Source organism: Mesorhizobium sp. ESP-6-4, assembly GCF_020164735.1.
Classification (GTDB): domain Bacteria; phylum Pseudomonadota; class Alphaproteobacteria; order Rhizobiales; family Rhizobiaceae; genus Mesorhizobium.
Map to the genome: position 1 here is coordinate 1 of NZ_JAIUGS010000017.1, position 21,664 is coordinate 21,664.

At 63.8% G+C, this 21,664-nt stretch carries 22 protein-coding genes; 7 read left to right on the forward strand and 15 right to left on the reverse strand.

Annotation, left to right across the window (positions count from 1 at the left end):
- Positions 1-111: 111 nt before the first annotated feature.
- Both LB523_RS23165 and LB523_RS23170 read right to left on the reverse strand, forming a co-directional pair.
- Complete coding sequence (locus LB523_RS23165) at positions 112-963, reverse strand: hypothetical protein (RefSeq protein WP_224607287.1); 852 nt, start codon at positions 961-963, stop codon at positions 112-114.
- Between the two features lie 189 nt (positions 964-1,152).
- Complete coding sequence (locus LB523_RS23170) at positions 1,153-1,812, reverse strand: FkbM family methyltransferase (protein ID WP_141245332.1); 660 nt, start codon at positions 1,810-1,812, stop codon at positions 1,153-1,155.
- Positions 1,813-2,006: 194 nt separating this feature from the next.
- Here LB523_RS23170 and LB523_RS29410 point away from each other — a divergent pair, with 194 nt between their 5' ends.
- Together LB523_RS29410 and LB523_RS23180 are read left to right on the forward strand one after the other, a co-directional pair.
- On the forward strand, positions 2,007-2,597 hold the full coding sequence (locus tag LB523_RS29410; protein WP_318011990.1) for a CatB-related O-acetyltransferase: 591 nt from the start codon (positions 2,007-2,009) through the stop codon (positions 2,595-2,597).
- Between the two features lie 9 nt (positions 2,598-2,606).
- Complete coding sequence (locus LB523_RS23180; protein ID WP_224607289.1) at positions 2,607-3,572, forward strand: glycosyltransferase family 8 protein; 966 nt, start codon at positions 2,607-2,609, stop codon at positions 3,570-3,572.
- Positions 3,573-3,677: 105 nt separating this feature from the next.
- On the opposite strand, the gene LB523_RS23185 is transcribed toward LB523_RS23180, so the two are convergent.
- The 3 genes from LB523_RS23185 to LB523_RS23195 form a co-directional block, all read right to left on the reverse strand.
- Entirely contained in the window at positions 3,678-3,920 is a 243-nt protein-coding gene (locus LB523_RS23185) for a DUF982 domain-containing protein (protein ID WP_095767102.1), read from the reverse strand.
- 226 nt (positions 3,921-4,146) lie between these two features.
- The gene (locus LB523_RS23190) at positions 4,147-4,392 is read right to left on the reverse strand and encodes a DUF982 domain-containing protein (RefSeq protein ID WP_095767103.1); all 246 of its coding nucleotides are present in this window, start codon (positions 4,390-4,392) and stop codon (positions 4,147-4,149) included.
- Positions 4,393-4,499: 107 nt separating this feature from the next.
- The gene (locus LB523_RS23195) at positions 4,500-4,694 is read right to left on the reverse strand and encodes a hypothetical protein (protein WP_140541087.1); all 195 of its coding nucleotides are present in this window, start codon (positions 4,692-4,694) and stop codon (positions 4,500-4,502) included.
- 430 nt (positions 4,695-5,124) lie between these two features.
- Between LB523_RS23195 and LB523_RS23200 the strand changes: the two genes are divergently transcribed.
- Positions 5,125-5,484, forward strand: coding sequence for an ArsR/SmtB family transcription factor (locus LB523_RS23200; RefSeq protein WP_095767198.1), 360 nt, complete (start codon positions 5,125-5,127; stop codon positions 5,482-5,484).
- A 412-nt stretch (positions 5,485-5,896) separates the two neighbouring features.
- On the opposite strand, the gene LB523_RS23205 is transcribed toward LB523_RS23200, so the two are convergent.
- The 5 genes from LB523_RS23205 to LB523_RS23225 all read right to left on the reverse strand — a co-directional run bounded on the left by LB523_RS23205 (position 5,897) and on the right by LB523_RS23225 (position 10,871).
- Positions 5,897-6,703: an ABC transporter permease gene (locus tag LB523_RS23205; RefSeq protein WP_224607292.1), complete on the reverse strand. Its 807-nt coding sequence runs from the start codon at positions 6,701-6,703 to the stop codon at positions 5,897-5,899.
- Between the two features lie 5 nt (positions 6,704-6,708).
- Positions 6,709-7,542 carry an ABC transporter permease gene (locus LB523_RS23210; protein WP_095767106.1) on the reverse strand — a complete coding sequence of 278 codons (834 nt, stop codon included), beginning with the start codon at positions 7,540-7,542 and terminating at the stop codon, positions 6,709-6,711.
- Positions 7,543-7,563: 21 nt separating this feature from the next.
- Positions 7,564-8,679, reverse strand: coding sequence for an ABC transporter substrate-binding protein (locus LB523_RS23215; protein ID WP_224607295.1), 1,116 nt, complete (start codon positions 8,677-8,679; stop codon positions 7,564-7,566).
- A 71-nt stretch (positions 8,680-8,750) separates the two neighbouring features.
- Positions 8,751-9,845, reverse strand: a complete 1,095-nt coding sequence (locus LB523_RS23220) for an ABC transporter ATP-binding protein (protein WP_224607298.1) — start codon at positions 9,843-9,845, stop codon at positions 8,751-8,753.
- A 129-nt stretch (positions 9,846-9,974) separates the two neighbouring features.
- The gene (locus LB523_RS23225; protein ID WP_095767109.1) at positions 9,975-10,871 is read right to left on the reverse strand and encodes a LysR substrate-binding domain-containing protein; all 897 of its coding nucleotides are present in this window, start codon (positions 10,869-10,871) and stop codon (positions 9,975-9,977) included.
- Between the two features lie 82 nt (positions 10,872-10,953).
- Between LB523_RS23225 and LB523_RS23230 the strand changes: the two genes are divergently transcribed.
- From LB523_RS23230 to LB523_RS23240, 3 genes are all read left to right on the forward strand, one after another.
- Positions 10,954-12,546: an amidohydrolase gene (locus LB523_RS23230; RefSeq protein WP_224607301.1), complete on the forward strand. Its 1,593-nt coding sequence runs from the start codon at positions 10,954-10,956 to the stop codon at positions 12,544-12,546.
- 31 nt (positions 12,547-12,577) lie between these two features.
- Positions 12,578-13,510 (forward strand): dimethylarginine dimethylaminohydrolase family protein, encoded by a 933-nt coding sequence (locus LB523_RS23235; RefSeq protein ID WP_224544002.1) that lies wholly within the window; start codon positions 12,578-12,580, stop codon positions 13,508-13,510.
- A 171-nt stretch (positions 13,511-13,681) separates the two neighbouring features.
- Positions 13,682-14,404, forward strand: coding sequence for a 3-keto-5-aminohexanoate cleavage protein (locus LB523_RS23240; RefSeq protein WP_224544001.1), 723 nt, complete (start codon positions 13,682-13,684; stop codon positions 14,402-14,404).
- A gap of 140 nt (positions 14,405-14,544) precedes the next feature.
- On the opposite strand, the gene LB523_RS23245 is transcribed toward LB523_RS23240, so the two are convergent.
- Both LB523_RS23245 and LB523_RS23250 read right to left on the reverse strand, forming a co-directional pair.
- Entirely contained in the window at positions 14,545-15,603 is a 1,059-nt protein-coding gene (locus LB523_RS23245; protein ID WP_224544000.1) for a Gfo/Idh/MocA family protein, read from the reverse strand.
- A 101-nt stretch (positions 15,604-15,704) separates the two neighbouring features.
- On the reverse strand, positions 15,705-16,490 hold the full coding sequence (locus LB523_RS23250; RefSeq protein WP_224607304.1) for a ThuA domain-containing protein: 786 nt from the start codon (positions 16,488-16,490) through the stop codon (positions 15,705-15,707).
- Between the two features lie 201 nt (positions 16,491-16,691).
- Between LB523_RS23250 and LB523_RS23255 the strand changes: the two genes are divergently transcribed.
- Positions 16,692-17,450, forward strand: a complete 759-nt coding sequence (locus LB523_RS23255; protein WP_224607307.1) for a DUF4239 domain-containing protein — start codon at positions 16,692-16,694, stop codon at positions 17,448-17,450.
- Positions 17,451-17,452: 2 nt separating this feature from the next.
- Here LB523_RS23255 and LB523_RS23260 read toward each other — a convergent pair whose 3' ends face one another.
- The 3 genes from LB523_RS23260 to LB523_RS23270 form a co-directional block, all read right to left on the reverse strand.
- Positions 17,453-18,694, reverse strand: coding sequence for a glycosyltransferase (locus tag LB523_RS23260; RefSeq protein ID WP_224607310.1), 1,242 nt, complete (start codon positions 18,692-18,694; stop codon positions 17,453-17,455).
- A gap of 249 nt (positions 18,695-18,943) precedes the next feature.
- Positions 18,944-20,554, reverse strand: coding sequence for a tlde1 domain-containing protein (locus LB523_RS23265; RefSeq protein WP_411966491.1), 1,611 nt, complete (start codon positions 20,552-20,554; stop codon positions 18,944-18,946).
- Between the two features lie 527 nt (positions 20,555-21,081).
- The gene (locus LB523_RS23270; protein WP_224607315.1) at positions 21,082-21,546 is read right to left on the reverse strand and encodes a DUF2231 domain-containing protein; all 465 of its coding nucleotides are present in this window, start codon (positions 21,544-21,546) and stop codon (positions 21,082-21,084) included.
- Between the last annotated feature and the right edge of the window lie 118 nt (positions 21,547-21,664).

Genomic DNA, 21,664 nt, shown 5'->3' on the forward strand with positions numbered 1-21,664 from the left:
TTGCTCTCCTTGCAAAGGGCCAAAAGTGTAACCCATCTATCCGGAATGAACTGTCACCCATCTCTCGGGAAGGGCACGTGGCTTATGAGATCCGGCCGGCTCCGGATCCGATCAGAAGTCGCTCACGGCCTGGCCGGCGGGGCCGCCGAGATAAGTGTTCCACACATAGTCCCGAAGCATTTCCCGGTGCTCCATCGTTCGATGGTGATATCCTGGCCTTTCCGGGTATGACACGCCGGCGAGGTGAAAGAAGGCGCCGTCGATAAACTCATGCCGCCCGACCGCGCCCGCCAATGTCATCGGCCGCTGTTCCAGCGTTGCGACGGCGACATCCGCCTCGGCGAGTTTCGAATAGAGAACCGCCCAGTTTGCGCCGCCGGTGTCGAGGCCGAGGTTCAAGCGCGGCTCGAAGTTCAGCTTGCGATGGGCCACGGCGGAGAACCGATAAAAGCAGTAGCCTGCCCATAAATTCCAGTGCTGATCGCCCGGCTTGGCCTTGTAAACGTGATTTTCGGTGCCGTACGCCCTGCGGCCATATACGGCTTTGCCGTCCAGCTTGGACGGAATGTCGAACGGCGTTACCGGGAAGCAGTCATGATCGATGAAGCCGAAGAGCTCCGGCTTGAGGTGGCGCACGATGTTGTGGAAGGCCCATGTGATTGCAGTTCCGTGCGATCTCGACAGGTGCTTTTCGACCCGCATCGGCAGGGCAAGATAGGGCACGCCGCGCATCTTGCAGACATTGGCAATGACCTCCCTTGCCGCAATCTTCGTCGAATTGTCGACGACGACCAAGGTCATTCCTGGCGGTTGCATTTCCCACGCCTTCGTTAACGCGTCGATCACCCACGGCACGTTGAAGGCGACCGTGACGCACACGCGCGAGACTCCGGCCTCCTGCAATTCCTTCGCAAGAAGACGCCCGGATGCGCGCCCGCGATGCTCGAAGACCTTGTAGACCACCTGGTTCCTGAGCGCCCTTAACCGGATAACCGTCCGGCTTCGGCTCAGTCTGTCAACGAGCGGTTTGAATGCCAAAGCTGTCTCGCAATAGCTGTGCCCCGATGTTTTCTTTGCCCGGCATCGCTGGAAAATCAAGCAGCTTGGAGCGGTACGCTGGCTTAGCCACCAGCAGGCGTTTGGGGCTTTGCTTCAGCCCCAATCCAGATCGATATTAGCGATATTCTCTCGCGAAATGCGTTCGCGAAGCGCTCGGATCCTGACGTCCAGATCGGGGGACAACCTCTCGTGGGTCTCGACCAAGATGCGGCCTATCGAACGATAGATTCCTTCGTCCAGCATGGCCTCGATGCATTCCACCTCGGCACCCTCGATGTCCATTTTCACAATAGCAATGGGGTCGCGAATTGCTTTCAGGAATTCCACCAAATCGACGACTTCGACTTCAAAAGCGCTTCCCTTCGCATGTGCGGGCACCTCGAATAGGGATGACCACTCTGTCATTCGGATGTTTTGAGTGTCCGGTCTCTGATGGAGAGTAGCCTTTCGCGCTGACCCGCCAACTGCTTTGGGAATGATCGTCACCCGTTTGTCGTCGCCGAACCGGCGCGTCAGCATTTTGAGCGCGGTTGGGTCGGGCTCGAAAGCTATTACCTTCATGCCATAGCTGAGGGCGTGCCGCGTGACGTCGCCGACATTGGCGCCAAGATCGATAAACAAGCCGTTTGGGGAGGTGGCTTTCATCAATTGATGAAAGTTGAATTCGGCTTGTCGCTTCGGGCGCGGCGGACGATGCCACCTGCGGTACAGATGCCAGCGCAGTATGAATTCGAGATAACTTTCCTGTAACACAGTCCACCCGCCTTTTGACCGAAGCGGGTATAATCTTGGCTGGATCGAGTATCAACCATGCCTTCACGACGCGACGGGAAGGTACAGTCGTTCGATTCGTTACCTGGTGCAAAGGAGCGACCCGTCACTGACCTCGCGCTTGCTACTTCGGCTTATGTACGGCTATGTCGCTGATGGGCTAGGGGAGGTTTGCGATGTCGACATTTTCCAAATGGCTGAGGGAAGTCCGTTCCAAACTGCCGGAGCATGTGACCGTTGGCCGTCACACTTACGGTGTGAAACGGCAGAAGATCATGTTTTCCTCGCAGGACGCTCCGCTGACAATCGGAGCCTTCTGCTCTGTTGCCGGGCGGGTGCTTTTCATGTGCTCCGGCCAGCACCCGACCGAGAGCGCAACCTCGTTTCCAATCTACAGCCGATTGCTGAAGCAGCCCGAGCCGATCCCCAATGGGGGCAAGCCGGCCGGCATCACCATCGGCAACGACGTTTGGATCGGCAATGGCGCGATGATCCTGCCAGGGGTGGAGATCGGCGACGGTGCAATCGTCGGCGCCGGGGCCGTCGTCACCAAAAATGTGCCCCCCTATGCGATCGTCGGCGGGTCTCCTGCTCGGTTGATCAGATACCGCTTTCCCGAAGAGATCATCTCGAAGCTGCAGGCGATCCAATGGTGGCATTGGGACGATGACAAGGTCAAACGCGAGGCGGCCATGCTCACTGGCCCCATCGAAGCTTTCGTCGCGAAGCATTTTGTGGCAGGCACCGCCCTCAATCGGTCGGGGTAGACGGCAGCGATGACGAAATCATGTTTTTTCATAGCGGCTGACGCCGGGTACTTTCCTTATGCCTGCCTGGCGGCGCGCCGGATATTGGATGTTGCACAAAAACCGACGGACGGTTTCATTCTTCATCTCGGCGCGAGCGACGCCGACAAGAGCATCGCCGATCGGCTGTTGAAAGATCGCGTCCGAGTTGTTGATGTAACGGAATCCATGGCCGCATCCGGCTACCGCTTTCGCCCGGGCAGCGTTGCGACGTTCATCCGTCTCTTTGTCGACCAGTTTGCGGAGTTTGCACCTTACGACCGCATAGCGCACATCGATTGCGACGTGCTTTTCAACCGGGACATTGCCGACCTTGTGGGGCAGCCTATTCAGGCCGCGTTGCTCGCAGCGCATGACGATTACATGTATTTCCGGCCAGCCTATCGGCAAAAGATGTCCATGCAGCCGGGCGCGCCGTACTTCAATGCCGGCATCATCGTCTTCAATATGCCGCCGGTGCGCGAACAGGGACTCATGCAGGAGGCTCGGAGACTCGCCGTCGAAGGCCAGATGAACGATCAAAATGCCCTGAACGTCGTCTTCGAGGGCAAGTGGCAGACGATGCATCCCAACTGGAATTTGCAATCGCTTGGAACGAGAGAGTTTCGTTTCTCGCAAGCCTGGGCCAGGCATTTCGCGGGCGGTAAGCCGTGGGGCAATCAGGTCGGCGTCGAACTTGAAGCTCTCAGGATATGGCGCGACCTGGCAAAGGACACGCCTTGGGGCAAGCCGTTCGAGCAGCGCATACCCTTCGAGCGCGGTGTGATGAAGCGCTTCTTCCGGCGCTTCGATGCTGTTGCCGGTCTTTTCGGCAAGGACGTGCAGCGCCGCCGGGCCAGATATGACGGCACGAAGATGCATCGGCTCTACGCCCGGCAGGCGGATGAAGGAGCAATGGCGGTCCAGTTTCCCGAAGTGCTTGGCGATTTCGCCTGATCAGGCGTCGCTTCGCCCTCATTGAAAACAAAGCCCGCCGCGGCAATGGGAAACCGCGACGGGCTTGGTGACGCCCCCGGCGGGACGCCATTGGAAAGTCGAGGGCTACGCCAGCAGGCCGGCGACCTTGGCCGCCTTGCGCAGTGTCTTGCGGGCTTCCACCGGGCTGCGCAGGCCGTCGAGCGCATCGCGGCAGACACGGCTTGCCGAGCGCCAGGCGCCGCCGCGCGCCGGCCCCGGCCAGCGCTGGTCGAGGCATTCCATCGCCTCGAAACAGCTTGATACCTTGCGCTGGCCGTTTGGCTGGAAATCGATCACGACTGGTTCGGAAAACCAGACATCGTTCATCACTTCCTCCGTTCTTGTGATTGTCTTTAGAGCAAGCAATCGGCGCCGGATGGGCGCCCGATGCAGGTTCGCGAGGCGATGCGGAACCCGCGCGTTAACCAACCATCGCGCATTAGGTTCCGAAGAATCTTAAGGTGGCGACAGGCCGCGTTCAGACCGGCTCAAAGGCACCGGCTGGCGCACAATCCGGGCCGCTGAATCGCGCGACCAAAGGCCTTGGAACGCTCTATTCCACCAGCACATGCGCCTCGCGCGCGGCGACGATAAAGGCCTCCCTGGCGTTGTCCGCCGCGATGTCGCCGCGGATCGCCCGGCGGCAGGCGCGCAGTGCCGCGCCATGCAGCGCGCTGCCGGCATCGCGCCATTGGCCGGTCAGCAGTTCGACGGCTTGCTCCGCGTTGGATATATGCCGGATAGAGCCGGAAACGCCGACGGCGACTTCGACCGGCCTGGAAAACCATCCCTGGATCATCGCGAAAGCTCTCCCGAAATATGTCGGAACACGAAATTTTGCCGCGTGGTTCCGATCCGGAACGTCAACTTAACGTGAAGCCGTCTCACGAAGGCGGCGCACGCTGCTCATCTGCCAAGCGGCCGCCGCGAAAGCTCCATCAATTCCGCCTCGTCGGTGATACCCGCCATGTAATTGGCGATGATGCGCGAAGCGCGCGCTTCCTTCTGTTCGGCGGTCTCGCCCTCGATATTGCCGTTCGCGTAGACACGGCCAAGCATGGCCGTCTCGTCAGGGGTGAATGTGTTGCGCACAGCGGTCATGGCTTCCTCCTATAGCCCGGCCCCTCTCTGCCCCGGCTAACATATTAGCATGCTTCAAGATCGGGAGTGAGTCGCTGGTACATAGCCGCAGGCCTCTTTGGTCAGGCGCCTCGGCCGGCCTGCTTTCGCGGCTGCGGCTGACCGCTGTTTTTCCCGGCCTCGTTATATTCTTGCCGAATGAGCGCTGCGCTGATACGCATTAGCAGCACGGAATTTTTCCGAGTCTGCATTGACTTGCGTCGAGAAAAGCGCCGTGCGTTCTGTCCGAGACCAGCAACCCCGACGTGGTGGCAACCGGGTTACGAAGGGGTTCTGGTCGAAAAGAAGCAGGGCAGGTCCCGTCCAAATCGGGGCAGGCCCGTCAACGCTCTGGAACTCCGAAGCCATTGCCCCCGTGGCCTTCGGAAGAGCATGAACCATGGGGAAATCGATGGTCACCAAGAAACTTACCGCCAACGCAGAAAGCGCGGCAGCCTTTCTTGCGGTGATGGGCAACGAGAAGCGTCTGCTCATCATGAACTACCTCGCTGAGGGCGAACTCTCGGTCGGCGTGCTCGCCGACAAGGTCGAACTCAGCCAGTCGGCGCTGTCGCAACACCTGGCCAAACTGCGCAGGTTTGGTCTTGTCGAAACCCGCCGCGATCGTCAGATGGTCTATTATTCCTGCAAGTCTTCGGCAGCGCGCGAGCTTTTGACACTGCTCGATGGCCTGCTGACGACGGACAAGCCGCTTGCCGGACCGGCAAGGCAGGCCTTGGTCGAAAGGATGCGGCGGCCGCAAGCCGCCTGAACAGACTGGCACGCACGGACGAGGCCGGGGGGCCTTCGTCCGGCGTGCACTTCCATGGCGCGTGCAAGCGGCCGCATCGTGACCCGCCCACATTCCTTGAACCGCTGCTGCCATACCGCTCGCCGGGCGGTTCATCACGTTTGTTTGAGAGGCGACGCTTGGACGTCCGATTTCCGCTGCAGGCGGCTGATAGTAAATGATTTTTGTGTATGAGCGGGGTCTGGCTCAGCCGAACATTACAGATTTGTAAGTCGCCTGATCGGGCGCTGTTGGCTAAATTTCGAGTCGATCCACACCCCCGGATCATGACGGCGCCAAGCTTCCACTTCGGCTCCGTAAGAGGCTCGCCGCTCCGGCGGGCCTCTTTCGTTTCGGGCCGACGATGTGCCTTGCCGCCCGCCGACGCCGCGCTCTAGCGTGCGCCGCGCTGCCTTGTGATGATGCTGCGCAGGGCGAGCACCAGCACGGTGATAATGATCAGGATCACCGAGAGCGCGGCGATCGCCGGGTCGATGTTGTCGCGCAGGCCCATCCACATCAGGCGTGGCAGGGTGATGGCGTTGACCGAGGTGATGAACAGCGTCACGCCGATCTCCTCCCAGGAGAGCACGAAGGAGAGCAGCGCCGCGGTGACGATGCCGAACTTGACGTTGGGCATGATGACGCGCGTCGCGCGCTCCCACACGCTGGCGCCGAGCCCGCGCGCGGCAAGGTCGATGCGCCGGTCGATCTGGCTGAGCGACACGAGGATGAGCACCGTGGCGAAAGGCACGGTCATCACCGAATGCGCCATGGCGACGCCCAGCCAGGTATCATACCCGAAGAAGGAGGTGATGCCGGAAACCGAGGTGAGCAGGAAATAGAGCGTCACCGCCGAGACCACCGGCGGCACCACCATCGGCAACAGCACGAAGCCGACAAGGGCGGCAGTGAAGCGCGGCTGGAACATCCACACGCCGAGGCTGAAGGTGAGGGCAAGCGCGGTGGAAAGGATGCTGCTGACGATGCCGATCCTGAGCGACAGCAGGATGGACTCAACCCAGCGCGGATCCTCGATCAGCGAGCGGTAGTGGCGCAGCGACAGTTCACCCGTCGGCATGGTCAGCATCCGGCTCGGCGTCAGCGACACCGGGATGACGGCAAGCAGCGGCATCAGCAGGAAGAGTGCCACCAGCACGGCGAGGAGCAGCGAGACGGGGCCGGGGCGGTAGGTCGGCATCTCTGCTACACCAATTGCTTCGGTTTGACGTAGCGGAACAGCAGCGCCATCAGCGCGCCGACGAACACCACCAGCACGACGCTGATCGCCGCGCCCAGCCCCCAGTCCGGGCTCTGGAAGATGCGCAGATAAATCAGCTCTGCGATCATCACGCTGCGGCCGCCGCCGAGGATTGCCGGCGTGACGAAGAAGCCCAGCGAGAAGACGAAGGTGATCAGCGCCGAGCCGATGATGCCGGAGCGCGTCATCGGCACGAACACCGTCCAGAAGGTGCGCATGCGGCTGGAGCCGAGGCCGCGCGCCGCAAGCAGCACGCGCTCGTCCAGGCTGCGCATGGCGGATGCCAGCGGGAACACCGCGAAAGGGATGAGAAAATGCGACATGCCGACGATGACGCCGAACTCGTTGCGCACCAAAGTCAGCGGCTCCGAGATGAAGCCGACCGATTGCAGCCAGGTGTTGATCAGGCCGCGGTTGGAGAGCAGCGCGACCCAGCCGAAGGCGCGCGTCAACACCGAGATCCAGAACGGCACCAGGATGCAGAACTCGGCCAGCACACGCTGCACCGGACTGCCGCGCACCCAGACCACGGTGATGGCATAGGCGGCGGTGACCGAGACCACAGTGACAATCGCCGCGATGCGCAGCGTGCGGATGAAAACCGACTGCACCAGATCATCGGTGAGCAAAGCGTGGTACTGGCCGAGGCCTGGCGTTGGGAGGGTAAAACTCCACTTCACCACGCCGAGGAAGGGCCAGGCATAGGCAAGGATCAAAAACAGGAGCAGCGGCGCCATCAACAGCGCCGCGCCCATCCTGTCGGAGAGGGGGCCTCTCATCGGTCAGAAATCTCGGCCTGATCAGGCCGAGATGATCTTGGTGTATTCGTCGAGCGCGGCGCCGTAATTCTTGGCGTACCACTCCATGTCGAGCGGGATCTGCTTCTTCATGTTGTCCGGATCGACCGGGTTGATGCGCTTCTTGTCGGCCGGGATCAGCGCATCGGCCGCCGGATTGGCCGGGCCCTGTCCGAGCTTGTCGAACATCACCAGCTCCTTCTGCGGATCCTGGGTGCTGGCGATGAACTTCATCGCCGCGTCCTTGCCGCCGGGATTGTTCTTCAGCACCGCCAGCGCGCCGGGCGAGATCAGGCCCTGGTCCCAGATGAACTTGATCTGGCCGCCGGAGTCCTGCTCGATCAACGAGGCGCGGGTCGACCATACGATCGCCATCGAAGCCTCGCCGTTGAGCAGCACGCTCTGGCTTTCGGCGCCGCCGCCCCAATAGGAGACGACGTTTTCCTTGAAGGCGGCGATCTTGTCATGCGCGCGCTTCAGATCGAGCGGATAGAGCGAGGCGGGTGCCACACCGTCTGCCAGCAGCGCCGCTTCCCAGCTCGACACGCCCCATTTGTAGAGCGAGCGCTTACCGGGGAATTTCTTCACGTCGAAGAAGTCGGCCATGCCGGTCGGCGCGTTGGAGCCGAATTTCTGCGAGTCGTAGGCGATCACATAGGAGAAGAAATAGGTGGAAGCCGCATATTCCCAGCCGAAGCCCGGCCGCATCTTGCTCTTGTCGACGACCTTGTAGTCGATCGGCTCGAGCACGCCCTGGCCGCCGAGTGTGATGGCCGAGAACGGATCGACGTCGACCAGGTCCCAGGTCGGCGCGCCGCTCTTGTACTGCGCGGCGATAGCACCTTCGGTCGGGCCGGAGCCGTCCATCTTGACCGGGATGCCTGTTTCCTTGGTGAAGGCCTGGCCGTAAGCGGCATCGTAAGCCGTTATGGCGTCGCCGCCCCAGTTCACCAGCACCAGCCCTTTGGTCTCGGCTTGAGCGCCGGTCGAGCGCAAAAGCATCGGCGTGCCGGCGAGCACGAGCCCCGCAAGCTGCGCGAACTGCCGGCGCGAGATCTCACCGCGCCTGGTCCGCTCGGCGAGGGATTCGATTGTTTGTTTCTTGGTTTCGTTCGTCATGTCAGTTCCCCTTGTTGTCGTTGATTGAACCGGAAGCCGGCGCGGCGATTTCGGGCCGCGGCGGCGGGTGCTTATTGTCCTCCGTCCGGAAGGAGGAAGCCCTTCTCCGCCGGCCAGGTCAGCCAGACGGAATTGCCCTTGCTCAGCGCCGCGGCCGCGACCTCGTTCGGCACCGATACGGTGACCTTGGCGCCCTGGCGCGTGGTGAGGTCGAGCTTGGTCGCGGCACCGAGATAGGTCGAGGCGACAGCGGTCGCCGCGATGCCGTTTTGGTTGGCGAACGCTTCCGGCGCGATCGACATGTCTTCGGGGCGGATGGCGAGGATGGCGTCGCCTTTGATCGCCTCGGCCTTGCAGCGCATGTTGACCGCGCGGTCTTCGCAGAGCCCGGTCGCGCCATTGTCGGCGGGGCGCACGCCTTTCACCGGCAGCATGTTGATCTCGCCCAGGAACTCGGCGACGAAGCGGTTGGTCGGCCGGTTATAGACCTCGTCAGGCCTGCCGACCTGCAACAGCTTGCCGTGATTGAAGATGGCGACGCGCGACGACAGCGCCAGCGCCTCGCTCTGGTCGTGCGTAACGAAGACGAAGGTGGTGCCGGTCTCCTGGTGCAGCCGCTTCATCTCGGCCTGCATCTGGCCGCGCAGGCTCTTGTCCAGCGCCGAGAACGGCTCGTCGAGCAAGAGCACGCCCGGCTCGAATACCAGCGCGCGGGCCAGCGCCACACGCTGCTGCTGGCCGCCGGAAAGCTGCGCCGGCAGCTTCTTCTCGTGACCCTTCAGTCCGACGCGTTCGATCATCTCGCCGACACGGCTTTTGATCTCTGCGGCGGATTTCTTGCGCACCTTGAGCGGGAAGGCGATGTTCTGTTCCACGCTCATATGCGGGAACAAAGCATAGCCTTGGAACACCATGCCGGCGGCGCGTTGCTCGGCCGGCCGGTTGGTGATGTCGACACCGTCGCTGAAAAGCTTGCCTTCGCTCGGCTGCACGAAGCCGGCGAGGATCATCAGGAAGGTGGTCTTGCCGGAACCGGATGGTCCGAGCAGCGTCAGGAATTCGCCGCGGCCGATATCGAGCGTCAGATTATCCAGCGCCCGGAACGAGCCGAAGCTCTTGCCGATCCCGTTCGCCTTGATCTCTGCGGCCCGGCCGGGTTGCTGCATCCTGCCTCTATCCTCACCGTCAAGCCAAATCGTAGGCACGGCTGCGGCTCACCGCAACCGAATAGTTTTCGCCTGATCGGCAAATTTGATTCACGCGTGGTGCGGAGCGGCGACGCGGCAGCGCCAATCTCAATACTTAGCCAGGCTGCTCTCCGACAGCTTCGCCCTCAGCCAGTCGCCGAAGGCATTGAGCACCGGGTGCCCCGCCTTGGCGTGCTCGAAGACCAGAAAATAGGAGCGCGGCGACGGGACGGTCGCCTCGAACGGCTTGACCAGCCGGCCTTCGCTCAGCGCCTGGCGGCCGGTCAGCTCGTCGCCGAGCGCAATCCCCTGGCCGGCGATTGCCGCCGAAAAGACCAGATTCATATCGGAAAAGAAGATGCCGCCTTCGGTATCGGGATTTTCCACCTTGGACAGCGCCAGCCAGCGCGCCCAGTCCTCGGTGTCGGAAAGATGCAGGAGGTTGGCGCGCAGCACGTCGGCGGGTTTGGAAAAACCGCCGACCTTGTTGAGCAGTCTCGGGCTGCAAAGCGGCGTGAAGGAGACCTCGCACAGCAGTTCCACCGCCCGGTTCGGCCAGTTGCCGACGCCGAAGGCGATGAAGGCGTCGGCATCCGGATTGCTGACATCGTCGAGCCGCCGCGGCGTGAGCACCGAGAGCGTCACGTCCGGGTACATCTGCTGGAACTCGCCGATATGCGTGCACAAAAACATTGAGGCGAAGCCCGGCGGGCAGGAGATAGCGAAGGAGCCGCCGACGCCGGCGCCGCTGTTCTGAGTCCTCGCATCGCCAAGCACGGTCAGCGCCTTTCGGACGTCGGCCGCGTAGCGCTGGCCGCGCGGCGTCAGCGCCACGCCCTTGCCGATGCGCTGCAGGAGATCGAAGCCGAGGTCGCGCTCAAGCAGCCTCAGCTGATGCGAAACCGCGCTGCGGGTGAGGTGGAGTTCGTCGGCGGCGCGCCAGACGCTGCCGTGACGGGCAAAGCTGTCGAGGGCGCGCAGCGCCTGCGTGGATGGTATTCGCAAGAGGCCTCAGGTGAACCGAATTTGCACGAGCCGGGAAAACATATCACTTTTTGATGCGCGGCTTCACTGCTTTCTTTTAGGCATGGACAAACCGGTGACGACCTCGGCGCAAGAAACCGCTTTAGCCTGCATCGACAGCATCCAGCCGCTGCTCTCGGCCTGGACGCGCACCATCTTCGACTTTGGCGAAACCGCCTGGCGCGAGTACCAGTCGGCGGCCTGGTATGTGGATCGGCTGAAGCGCGAAGGCTTTTCGATCGAGGAAGGCTCGGGCGGCATGCCCACTGCCTTCTGCGCCCATTGGACGAATGGCGACGGCCCCGTGATCGGCATGTATGGCGAATACGACGCCGTGCCCGGCAATTGCCAGGACGCAGCGACGGTGAAACGCGCGCGGCCGGGCCTTGGGCAGGAGGCGGGTGGCCATACCGATCCGCATTCGGGCCTCGGCATCGGCAGCCTCGGCGGGCTTTTGGCCACCAAGGCGGCGATGCTGGAGCACGGCATCAAAGGCACGCTGCGCTTCACCGGCGAGCCGGCCGAGAAGGTGCGGGGCTCCAAGCCTATCCATGCTGCCAAGGGCTATTATGACGGCCTTGCCGGCATGATCTCCTTCCATCCCTTCTACATGCTGCCGCTCTGCAACACCGCGCGCTGGGACACGCATTGCGGCGCCGCCTATTCGATGATCTATCGCTTCGTCTGCGACGAGCCGGAAAATTGGGTTCGCGCCAGCGACGCAACACCCATCCCGCAGGCGCATTCGGCGGTCAGGGCGCCCGGCGCCAATGACGCGCTGATGATGATGTACATGGCCTCCAAGGCGCTGCGCGATTCCATGCTGACGCATCAAGGCGGCTGGTCGATCAGCGAGGCGATCCTGACGGCAGGGCAAGCGACCGCCGACAACCTTCCGGCCGGCCTTGCCGAGATCCAGTACATGATCCGCGTGCCGACCATTGCCATGGCCGAGCAGGTGACCGCCGTTCTCGACCGCAACGCCGAAGCCGCGGCGAAGATGAGCGGCTGCCGTTACGAGCGCCACTGGGTGTCGAAGTCGCGTCCGGGGCTGGCCAACCACGCCATGGCCGGCATCACCTATCAGTCACTCTCGATCGTCGGCGCGCCGCGCTGGAGCGAGGAGGCGAGGGCGATCGCCCGCGAGGTCCAGGTCAATGCCGGCGGCGAGGCGACGGAGAACCCGTTCATCGACGAATTGGAGCGGCTGATTTCGCCGCAGGACGCCGAGGCGATCCTGCGCCGCGACCTGCCGCCCTCGCAGGTGAACTCCACCTCGGACGATTACACCGACATGAGCTGGCATGCGCCGACGTCGCGCTTCTATGTCGCCCGTCCGGCGCTGCGCGCGGCCAAGGGCCATGCTTATCCGTCCTGGGTGATGAACGCGCTGGGCGGCATTCCGGCGACCATCGACCCGATGGTCACCTGCGCCGCCAAGACGATTGCGCTCACCGCCCTGCGCTTGCTCGAGGACAAGGCCGCGCGCGAGGCCGCGATGGACGAGTTCGTCAAGCGAACCGGCGGCGGCGTCGGCGGCTCGAACTGGATCGCGCCGCTCTGCGACTACGAACCGCCGATCAACTTCCGCTGGCCCGAATATGTCACCACGCCGCGCGGGCGCGACTGGTGGATCCCGGCCGCCTCCACCGCATGACCGTCAACAGAACAATCCAGAGGAGAACACCATGACTGTCCATGACCGCATCGTCGCCGAGCCGTTCTCGCTGCAGCGCCGCAACCCCAATGGCGGCACCAAGCCGCTGACCGCCTGGGGCTTTGCCAACGAGACCGATGTGCTGACCGACGTGCTGCTCGGCTCGCCGAACTTCCTGCGCCACCTGTCGACCAGCTCGCTCTCGCGCAAGCATCTGCGCGAGGCGCCTTGCAACATCCAGATCGCGCAGGCGCAGCATAAGGACCTTGTCGCTGCCTACGAGCATTTCGGCGTCAACATCCACTGGCACGAGCCGACGCCGGAGCTGCCGATGCAGGTCTATTCGCGCGATTCCAGCGTCATGACTCCCTATGGCGCCTTCATCACCGCCATGGCCAATTGGTGGCGGCGCGGCGAGAACTACGCCGCCATCCGTACCTATGAAAAGCTCGGCATTCCGATCTACGACATGGTGACTGCCGGCACCTTCGAGGGCGGCGATTTCAACGTCATCGAGGAGGGCGTGGTGCTGATCGGCTGCGGCGGCGCCCGCACGCAGGAAGAAGGCGCGCGTCAGGTGCAGGCCTGGTTCGACAAGGAAGGCTGGGAGACGCGGCTCGCCTTCATCGACGAATATTACGTCCATATCGATCTGATGGTGGTGCCGATCGCCGAGAAGCTCACCGCCGTCTGCCTCGCCTGCACCGAGCCAGGCATTGTCGACTGGCTGAAGGGAAAGGGCCACGAGATCATCGACGTGCCCTTCCAGGACACGATGGCGCTCGGCTGCAACTTCATGTCGCTCGGCAAGGACAGGGTGATCGCGCCGACGTCGAGCAAGACGCTGATCGGCCAGCTGAAGGCGCGCGGCTTTGAGGTCGCCGCTGTCGACATGAGCGAAATCTCCAAGACCGGCGGCGGCATTCACTGCATGGCGCAGGCGCTGAAGCGCGTGCCGGCGTAACGGATTTCGAAGCTCCGAAATTCCAGAAGGGGAACGCCTACGCCCTGGCCGGTCGGGCCAGGGAGATATTTCTTTTGCAGTCCCGGCTTGTCAGGAGACTTCGTCATATCCGTTCCGATCATCCTGGCCCTACGCTAGGCTCCGGCCAGCCGAAACAGGATTGCCGCAACGATGATCGTCCAGGCCTGCATCAACGGCGCCCGAGCCGCTGGCTTCCACCCCGCATTGCCGCTCGATCCCGAGGCGATGGCGCGCGACGCCGCCGCCTCGATCGCGGCGGGCGCAGCCGAGCTGCACGTGCACGCGCGCAGCGCCGATGGTCGGGAGAGCCTGGCGCCGCAGGCGATGGACAGCACGGTCGCAGCACTCCGCCGCGCCTGTCCAGGCACGCTGATCGGCGTCTCCACCGGCGCCTGGATCGAGAAGGACGATTTGCGCACGCTGGTTGCCATTTCCGGCTGGCGCGAGCTGCCCGATTATGCCTCGGTCAATCTCAGCGAGACGGCGGCGCCCGTCGTCATGGAAAGCCTGCGCCAGCGCGGCATCGCCATCGAAGCCGGGCTCGCTTCCATTGCCGACGCCGAGCGTCTCGTCGGTCTCGACCATGGCGGGCGGGTGCTGCGCGTGTTGGTCGAGATTTCCGAGCAGGCGCTGGATGAAGCCTTTGCCGTGGCAGATGGCATCGAGACTGTGCTGGAACGCGCCGACATCCGCCGCTCCATCCTGCTGCACGGCGAGAACGCCACGGTTTGGCCATTCGTGGAAAGGGCGGCCGCGCGGAAGTTGTCGACGCGGGTCGGGCTGGAGGACGGCAAGGAATTGCCGGATGGAAGCGTGGCGGACGGCAACGCCGCGTTGGTGGCTGCGGCGGTGGCGATTTACCGCGCTCGGTGATCTTGTTCCTCGCCTCCACGAAGTGGGGGAGAGGTGGCTCGGCGAAGCCGAGACGGAGAGGGGGAGCGCCCTACGGAGACCCCCTCTCCGTCCGCTTCGCGGACACCTCTCCCCCGCCTTTGGCGGGGGCGAGGAAAGCGCTACTGCGTATCCGCGATGGCCCTCAACTCGGCGCGCTTCTCATCCGACACAACGGCAAGATCCAGCACCTTCTGCAGACCCGCCGCGTGGCGGAAGGTCGGCTCGGTCTGCGCGCCGCTCTTCACCGCCTCGACAAAGCGCTGGTAGTTGGTCGGGACGGTGCCGGCGTCGAGCTCTTCCCATTTGGCGTTCTCGACATTGTCGCCGACGCAGGCCTTGAGCATCGAGCCGTCGAGATTGTGCACCACCTCGATCCCGCCCTTGTCGCCATGGATGCGCAGGCGCAACTCGTTGATGTGGCCGGTGGCCCAGCGGCTGGCATGCACCACGCCGAAGGCGCCGTTGGCGAAGTCGAGCGTCATGGCGAAACTGTCGTTGGCGTCGAGCTGGTACTCGCCGATGCGGTTGCCTGGCGCCTTGTCGAAGGCGCGCAGCCTGCAGAAGACATGGTCGATATCGAGCGCCGCGCCATAGCTGGCGAAATCGAGGATGTGGATGCCGACATCGCCGAGCACGCCGTTCGAGCCGTGGCCGCGCGACAGCCGCCACAGCCATTTCGGATCGGTGCGCCAGTCGCCCCAGAATTTCGACACCAGCCAGCTCTGCAGGTAGGACGCCTCGACATGGCGCACCGTGCCGATCTCGCCGGCCTGCACCATCCGGCGCGCCTTCTGCAACGCGGCGACGTTGCGATAGGTGAGGTTGACCATGTTGACGATGCCGGCGGATTCTGCGGCATCGGCCATTTCGCTAGCTTTGCGGAAATTTTCCGCCAGCGGCTTCTCGCACAGTACCGGCTTGCCGGCGGCGACCAGCGCCATGGTGGTCGGATGATGGATGCGGTCGGGCGTGACATTGGCGACCGCGTCGAAATCGCCCCAGTCGAGCGCCGCCTCCAGCGAGGTGAAGCGCTTCGGGATCTTGTAGGCGTCGGCATATTCGCCGACGCGGGCCGCATCGACATCGACGGCGCCGACGATCTCGACGCCCTCGATCGCGCCGAAGCGGCGGGCATGTTCCTGCGCCATCCAGCCGGTGCCGAGTATCAAAAGCCGCATTTTTTGTCCCTTTGAGCGATTTGGTTCGATTCAATAACGGGGGGAGAATGTGACCCGGGCGCTGTTTTGGCGCAATCCCAAACGAAGCGGAGAGGCGCTTTTTAGCGGAAGCCGGCCTCGCCATGCGCATGCAGCCTGGGCCCGCGCTCCTCGATCGGCTCCAGCGCCTTTTCCACCGGCACGTTCGGCGCGTCGAGGATGGCGGGCTTCGCCCCTTGCGGGTTGTGCGCCCACTTCACCGCATTGCGCAGCACCTTCTGCACGGTGGCGTCGTGATAGGACGGATAGGTTTCGTGTCCGGGGCGGAAGTAGAAGACATTGCCGGCGCCGCGCCGGTAGGTCAGGCCCGAGCGGAACACCTCGCCGCCCTGGAACCAGGAGATGAAGACGGTTTCCAGCGGCTCGGGCACGGCGAACTGCTCGCCATACATCTCCTCGTTCTCGAGCTCGAAGAACTCGCCGACGCCTTCGGCGATGGGGTGGCTGGGGCTCGTCACCCAGAGCCGCTCGCGCTCGCCGGCCTCGCGCCATTTCAAAGTGCAGGGCGTACCCATCAGCCGTTTGAAGATTTTCGAGAAATGGCCGGAATGGAGGATAATCAGCCCCATGCCTTGGAAGACGCGCTTCGCAACGCGTTCGACCACTTCGTCGGCCACCGCGCCATGGTCCTTGTGGCCCCACCAGACCAGCACGTCGGTTTCCGCGAGGCGGGATTCCGGCAGGCCGTGCTCCGGCTGCTCCAGCGTCGCGGTCGAGGCTGATATGCCTGCGTCGGTGTTCAACGCCGTGGCAATGGTCGCGTGCATGCCTTCCGGATAGATCGAGGCCACCACCTCATTGGTCCGCTCATGGATGTTCTCGCCCCAGACGACAGCGCGAATTGTCATGGATTGCCTCGTGAGTGATTGGGAGCCGCCCCGCGCCATAGATAGCGCCTTCGCCCGGCATTGGAAGCGGTTTTCGCAATGCGGTGAATGCCGGCGGAGTCATCATCCTGTGGTCTGCGCCGCCACGCTCCTTGCTTCGCGCTGGATGATGAGTTCGCGAGGCCGATTGGCAAGCTTCCCTTCCCGTGCGCAATATTGGCCATGGGCGAAGTGCTTGTAGGCGCAGCGATCTTTGCTTGTCTGGCCGGGGCCTCGCTGGTCAGCCTGATGGTGCACGAGCGTTTCCCTGCTCACCACCTTCAGGACGACACCAGCGCAGTGGTGCGGCTTGCCGCGAACCTGTTCGTGGTGATGTCGTCGCTTATGCTCGGCCTGATGATCAATTCAGCCAAGAACACATTCGAGGCCATCAACGGCAACGTCCACACCTTCGCCACCGATCTCATCCTGCTTGATCGTACGCTTCGACGTTACGGACCGGAAGCGGACAGCGCCCGGCAATCGCTGACCGCATACGTCCAGCGCGTCGTCGACACCTCTGCCGCCGACAGCGACACGACCGTCGTCCCGAACAGGCTGGCGGAACTGCTGCTCAATCAGGTCGGCGACATTCTGGCGGGATTGACGCCGGCGGATGCCAGGCAGACCGCCGCACAACAGGCCGCGACACAGCAACTGCAGAAGCTGATCGAGCAGCGCTGGATACTGGCCGAACAGTCCGAGGGCGCCATACCCGCGCCACTGATCGTTCTGCTCGTCGCCTGGCTGACGCTGATCTTCGCCAGCTTCGGCTTCCGGGCGCCGCGCAACGGCACCATCGTCTTCACCTGCCTCGTTTCCGGGGCGCTGGTCGCCGCGGCTATCTATCTGATCGTCGATATGGACAGCCCGTTCTCAGGCCCGATCCAGGTCTCGCCAGCGCCCCTGCAACGGGCGCTGGCTGAACTGACGACGCAATGAGTTTACCGGCCGGGCTGGCCGAGCAATTCGACCAGCAGTCTCGCCGCTGCCTTGGCGCCGTCGGTGCGGATCATGCCGGCGATAGTGCTCGCGCGGGCGCCGGCCGCCAGCGCCGTCTCCAGCGCCGCCGACAGCGACTGCGCCGTCGGCACCTGGCCGTCATGCGCGGCCCCGATGCCCAGCTCGGCCGCCCGTCTTGCCCAATAGGGCTGGTCTCCGATCTGCGGCACGATCACCTGCGGCGCTCCCGCCCGTGCGGCGGCGACGGTCGTGCCGGCGCCGCCGTGATGGATGACGGCGGCGACGCGGCCGAACAGCGCCTGCTGGTTGACCTCGCCGACGGCAAAGCAGTCGTCGCGATCGTCGACGGGGGCCAACTCTGCCCAGCCATGCGCGAGCACCGTACGGAGGCCCTTGGCGCGGATCGCCTCAATGGCGGCGGGGCCGGCTTCGCTCGCGACCGATATGGAACCGAAGCCGACATAGACCGGCCGCGGGCCGGCATCGAGGAAGGCTTTGAGCCGGTCGGGGAGGGGCCGCTCGTCCGGCAGGATGAAGGCGCCGGTCTGCACGGCGTCGATCAGGTCCGAGCCTGGCCAAGGTCCCAGCGTCGGATCGCAGGCGAGCAGGACGGGATTGCCGTAGACATAGTCCCGGACATTTTCCACCGGGGGCAGTCCGAGCGATGCGCGATGGCCGTTGATCGCCTCGCCGAAGAGGGCGTTCTTGGTCCGGATGTCCAGCTCCCACAGCAGCCGGTTGTCGGTCACGCCGGCCGGCAGCGGATGGCCCGGATATTCATGCGGCCGGTTGTGCGGCGAGGGCAGCCAGATGGGGCAGAACGTGCCGAGCATGTAACGCATGCCGCGTTGTTCCGCGACCAGCCGCGCGGCCGCGCAGGACGGGAAGAGGCCGAACGCCACCACTGCATCGCAGCCTTCGGCGGCCGCGCTCAGCGCCTCATATTGCCTGGCGACGATCTCGGCCGCCTGGCCGGGAATGAGCCGGGCCCGGTCCTCGGGCGAGGCCGATCGCGACCGGTTGACCATTTCCTTCGCCCATTCGCGCACCGGCGCGAAGGCCGGTGCCAGCGGCACGCCGGCGCGGGCCAGAAGGGCGGCAAACTCCTCGTCGCCCGGCGCGCTGACCTTGGCCTCGACGCCATGCGCCTGCAACGCTGCGCCCAACGCCGCCAAAGGCTCGACGTCGCCGCGCGAGCCATAAGTCGATAACAAGATACGCATTCCATGCTCCGTGTCGTTTTTCGGAGCAGCGTTGATACGCCATGGCCGGGGGCTTGCCGCAAGCCCGGGCTGCGCCATATCTATCTTCTGGGAAGGGTCGTTATCGCGTCCTCGGTTGAGGTCGCGATCGCGTCGCTATTCGAAGCGGCGATGACATACCAAGCATCCGCGCGGATCGGCGCGAAGCCCTTCGGATCGGCAAGTGGGGATCGGCCAGTGCCGGCGACAAGCTCGCCGGCCGGATAGGGTTTAACCCTGGCGGCCTTCCTGGGCGACCCGGGTGGGGGAGCTTGTGAGGCGCGGGACGACGACGAGACGCTTGATCTTGCCGTTTTTGTAGGCGGCAAGGAAGCGGTGATAGTCCTTGAAGACGACGCAGCCATTGGATTCCGCACGGCCGCCGCGCAGCATATAGGTGTGCGCAAGCAGGCCGTTGCGGCCGTATTTGTTGTTGCCGCTGGTCGGCGTGAGCCTGATTGCCTCGACCCCGTGAAAGCGCGACTCGCGCATCGACAGATTGTAGGTGTCGGGCGGCGTCGGGCCGACATTCTTGCGGTTGACGAAGCGCGGCTGGTCGACCATCGAGCCCAGCCCTGAATGCGCTTCCAGTTTCGAGCCGTCGGGCATGTAAACGGTCCTCGCCGAAATATCGTAGACGGCAACGCCATTGCCCGTCGTGGGTCCATTGAAAAGGTTGCGGAACGCGCTGCCGAGTCCGCCGCGCTCCGGCGTGTCCGGCTTGGCATAGGCGAGCATCTCGGACGCCTGTGCCTTGCGCTTGCCTGGCTTGGAGTCGGTCACGAGCTGTTTCGAGTCTGTCACGCCCGGCAGGGCCTGGTCGCCGTTCCTCGGCGAGACCGCCGTCGGTGCGCCTTGCGCGATATCGGCAGCGGCCGGCCGCGGCTTGGCCTTGGCAACCTGCGGCTTCGCGGTTTCGGGCTTCTGCGTCCTGGCGGCGTTTTCTTCGGGCGCTTCGGTAGCGCGTTCGAGCGTGGCGCGCGGGCGAAGGCCGGGCACGGCAATGGTGTCGGGCAGATCGTCCTGCGGCGGCAGCGAGGCGACCTGGTAGGCGCCATCCTTGCCGTTGTCCGGTTTGGCGGCGACATCGGGCGCGTCGGCGTTTTCGAGCGCGACGGCGGTCGGAAGGTCGGCCGTGTCCTCCGGCGCTATGTTGGCAAGCGCCAGCGCCAAGTCGGAAGCGCCGGCGATTTCGGCCGGCCGCGAACCGAAGCGGGCTTCCGCCGGGGCTCCCGGCAGCGCGCCGCCGAAGCGGCTCGCCGAAGGCAGGCTGGCCAGCAGGAACGGCGCCTTCTCGGCGCGGGCAAAGGCATCGGCAAGCTTTTGCGGCGAAAGCGCGGCGCGCTTTACAACGCCGTCGAAGCGGTCGACGGCCCCGGCGGCCGAAGCCGCCACGACGTTTTCATGCGCGACGCTATCCGGCGCCGGCAGCTTGAGGCGCGCCGTCTTGCCGGCGTGGCCTTCTTTCTTCAATTTTTCAGGAGCTTGGCCGCCATGCCTGAAGCTTGTCGCGAGGCTGAAGCAGCCGGAGTCGCAGCCGCCGGTGAGCGAGCCTGCCTTGTAGCCGCCATTGACGGCAAGGTGCGGCGCCCAGGCGTTGGCGATCTGCCGGCGCTGGTCGCCAAGCGCGATGTTGCGCGGCGAAAGCAGGCCTTGCGGCAATCCGTTGGAAGCGGCGGTCAGCGAGGCGCTCACCGAATGGAGCCCCGCCAAGGTGGCGGCGGACCACAGCACGAGGGCGGCGCCGACAGCAGGCACCACGACCCAACGATGACCAGACTTTTGCGAAGTTACCCCCCCATGAGGAGCGTCACCCCGGTTCTTCAAACGCAAAAACGCCATACGACCACTCTCAATCGGCATGCCGGTTTGCGGACCTGGCACCCGTCACGATCACAGTTCGCTGGTGCCCCCTGCACCTTCACGCGTCTGTTGCCGATTGATTCAAAAGATGGACAAAGTTGGTTAACCAATCCCTCCACCAATCGCCGATTTGGCGACGGTCCATACGAAAAAAGAGCCCTCCATGATCTATGCCACGGTAAAAATGCTCTTCCTCACCCGCTTTGCTGCCCGTTTTTCCGGCCTCTGTCAAGAAAACGTGAAGGCTGGAACCGCAGCATCTCCAGCCGGCTAGAGGCCGATTGGGGTCAAAATGCGACGATCTGAAGAATTGCGGAACAAGCCAGTCGCAGAACCTTTGGACCAGGTTTTGGGGAGTGCCGCCGGCCGGCGCGGTCTCCTTATTGCGAGGATCGCCCTAAAAAGCCACCCGCTGACTGCGGGCGATCTGAACGCCAACCGACTCTCGCGGCCTTGCCGTTACCGTGGGGTTGGTTGCCGACCGAGCAGCGACAAAGCCGGAAACGTCAGCGCCGTTCGTCAGGGCTGTCGGCGACACCGACATGGTGGCGATAGACCATCTCCCAGCCCTTCCATCCGGTGAACAGAAGAATGAGGACCACGAGCAGCGACAGTATTAGACCGCTCGGAATGACCGCAGCCTCGCCATGAACATAGCGCGAATACCAGTTGTAGAGCTCGATCAGGACGACAATCACATTGCCGCCGGCGTGAAGCCATGCATCCCGAAGATTGCGGACCTGGTCATCGCCCAGCACATCAGTCAGGCCGGCAACAGCGGCCAGGGCCGCCATGATCAGACCGGCCCCGAGAAGCCACAGCGAGCCTGTCATCCAACCGGGATTGCCCGTTCGCCAGAAGATCAGGTCGCAGACCAAGGTGGCGACGAAAAACGCGATGGGAAAGGGGATCAGCATCGGATGGATCGGATGGCCGCCGATGCTTGCCGTGCTGCGCGGATAGTGGGTCATGGCGACGCCTCCAAGCTAGCTGGGCCGACCGACCCTGCCCAACGGAGCTGGCCAGCCGCGACAGAGAACATGAAACCCCGGCGGCGGTGGAATGTTCCATTGCGCGCCGGCCGCTCGC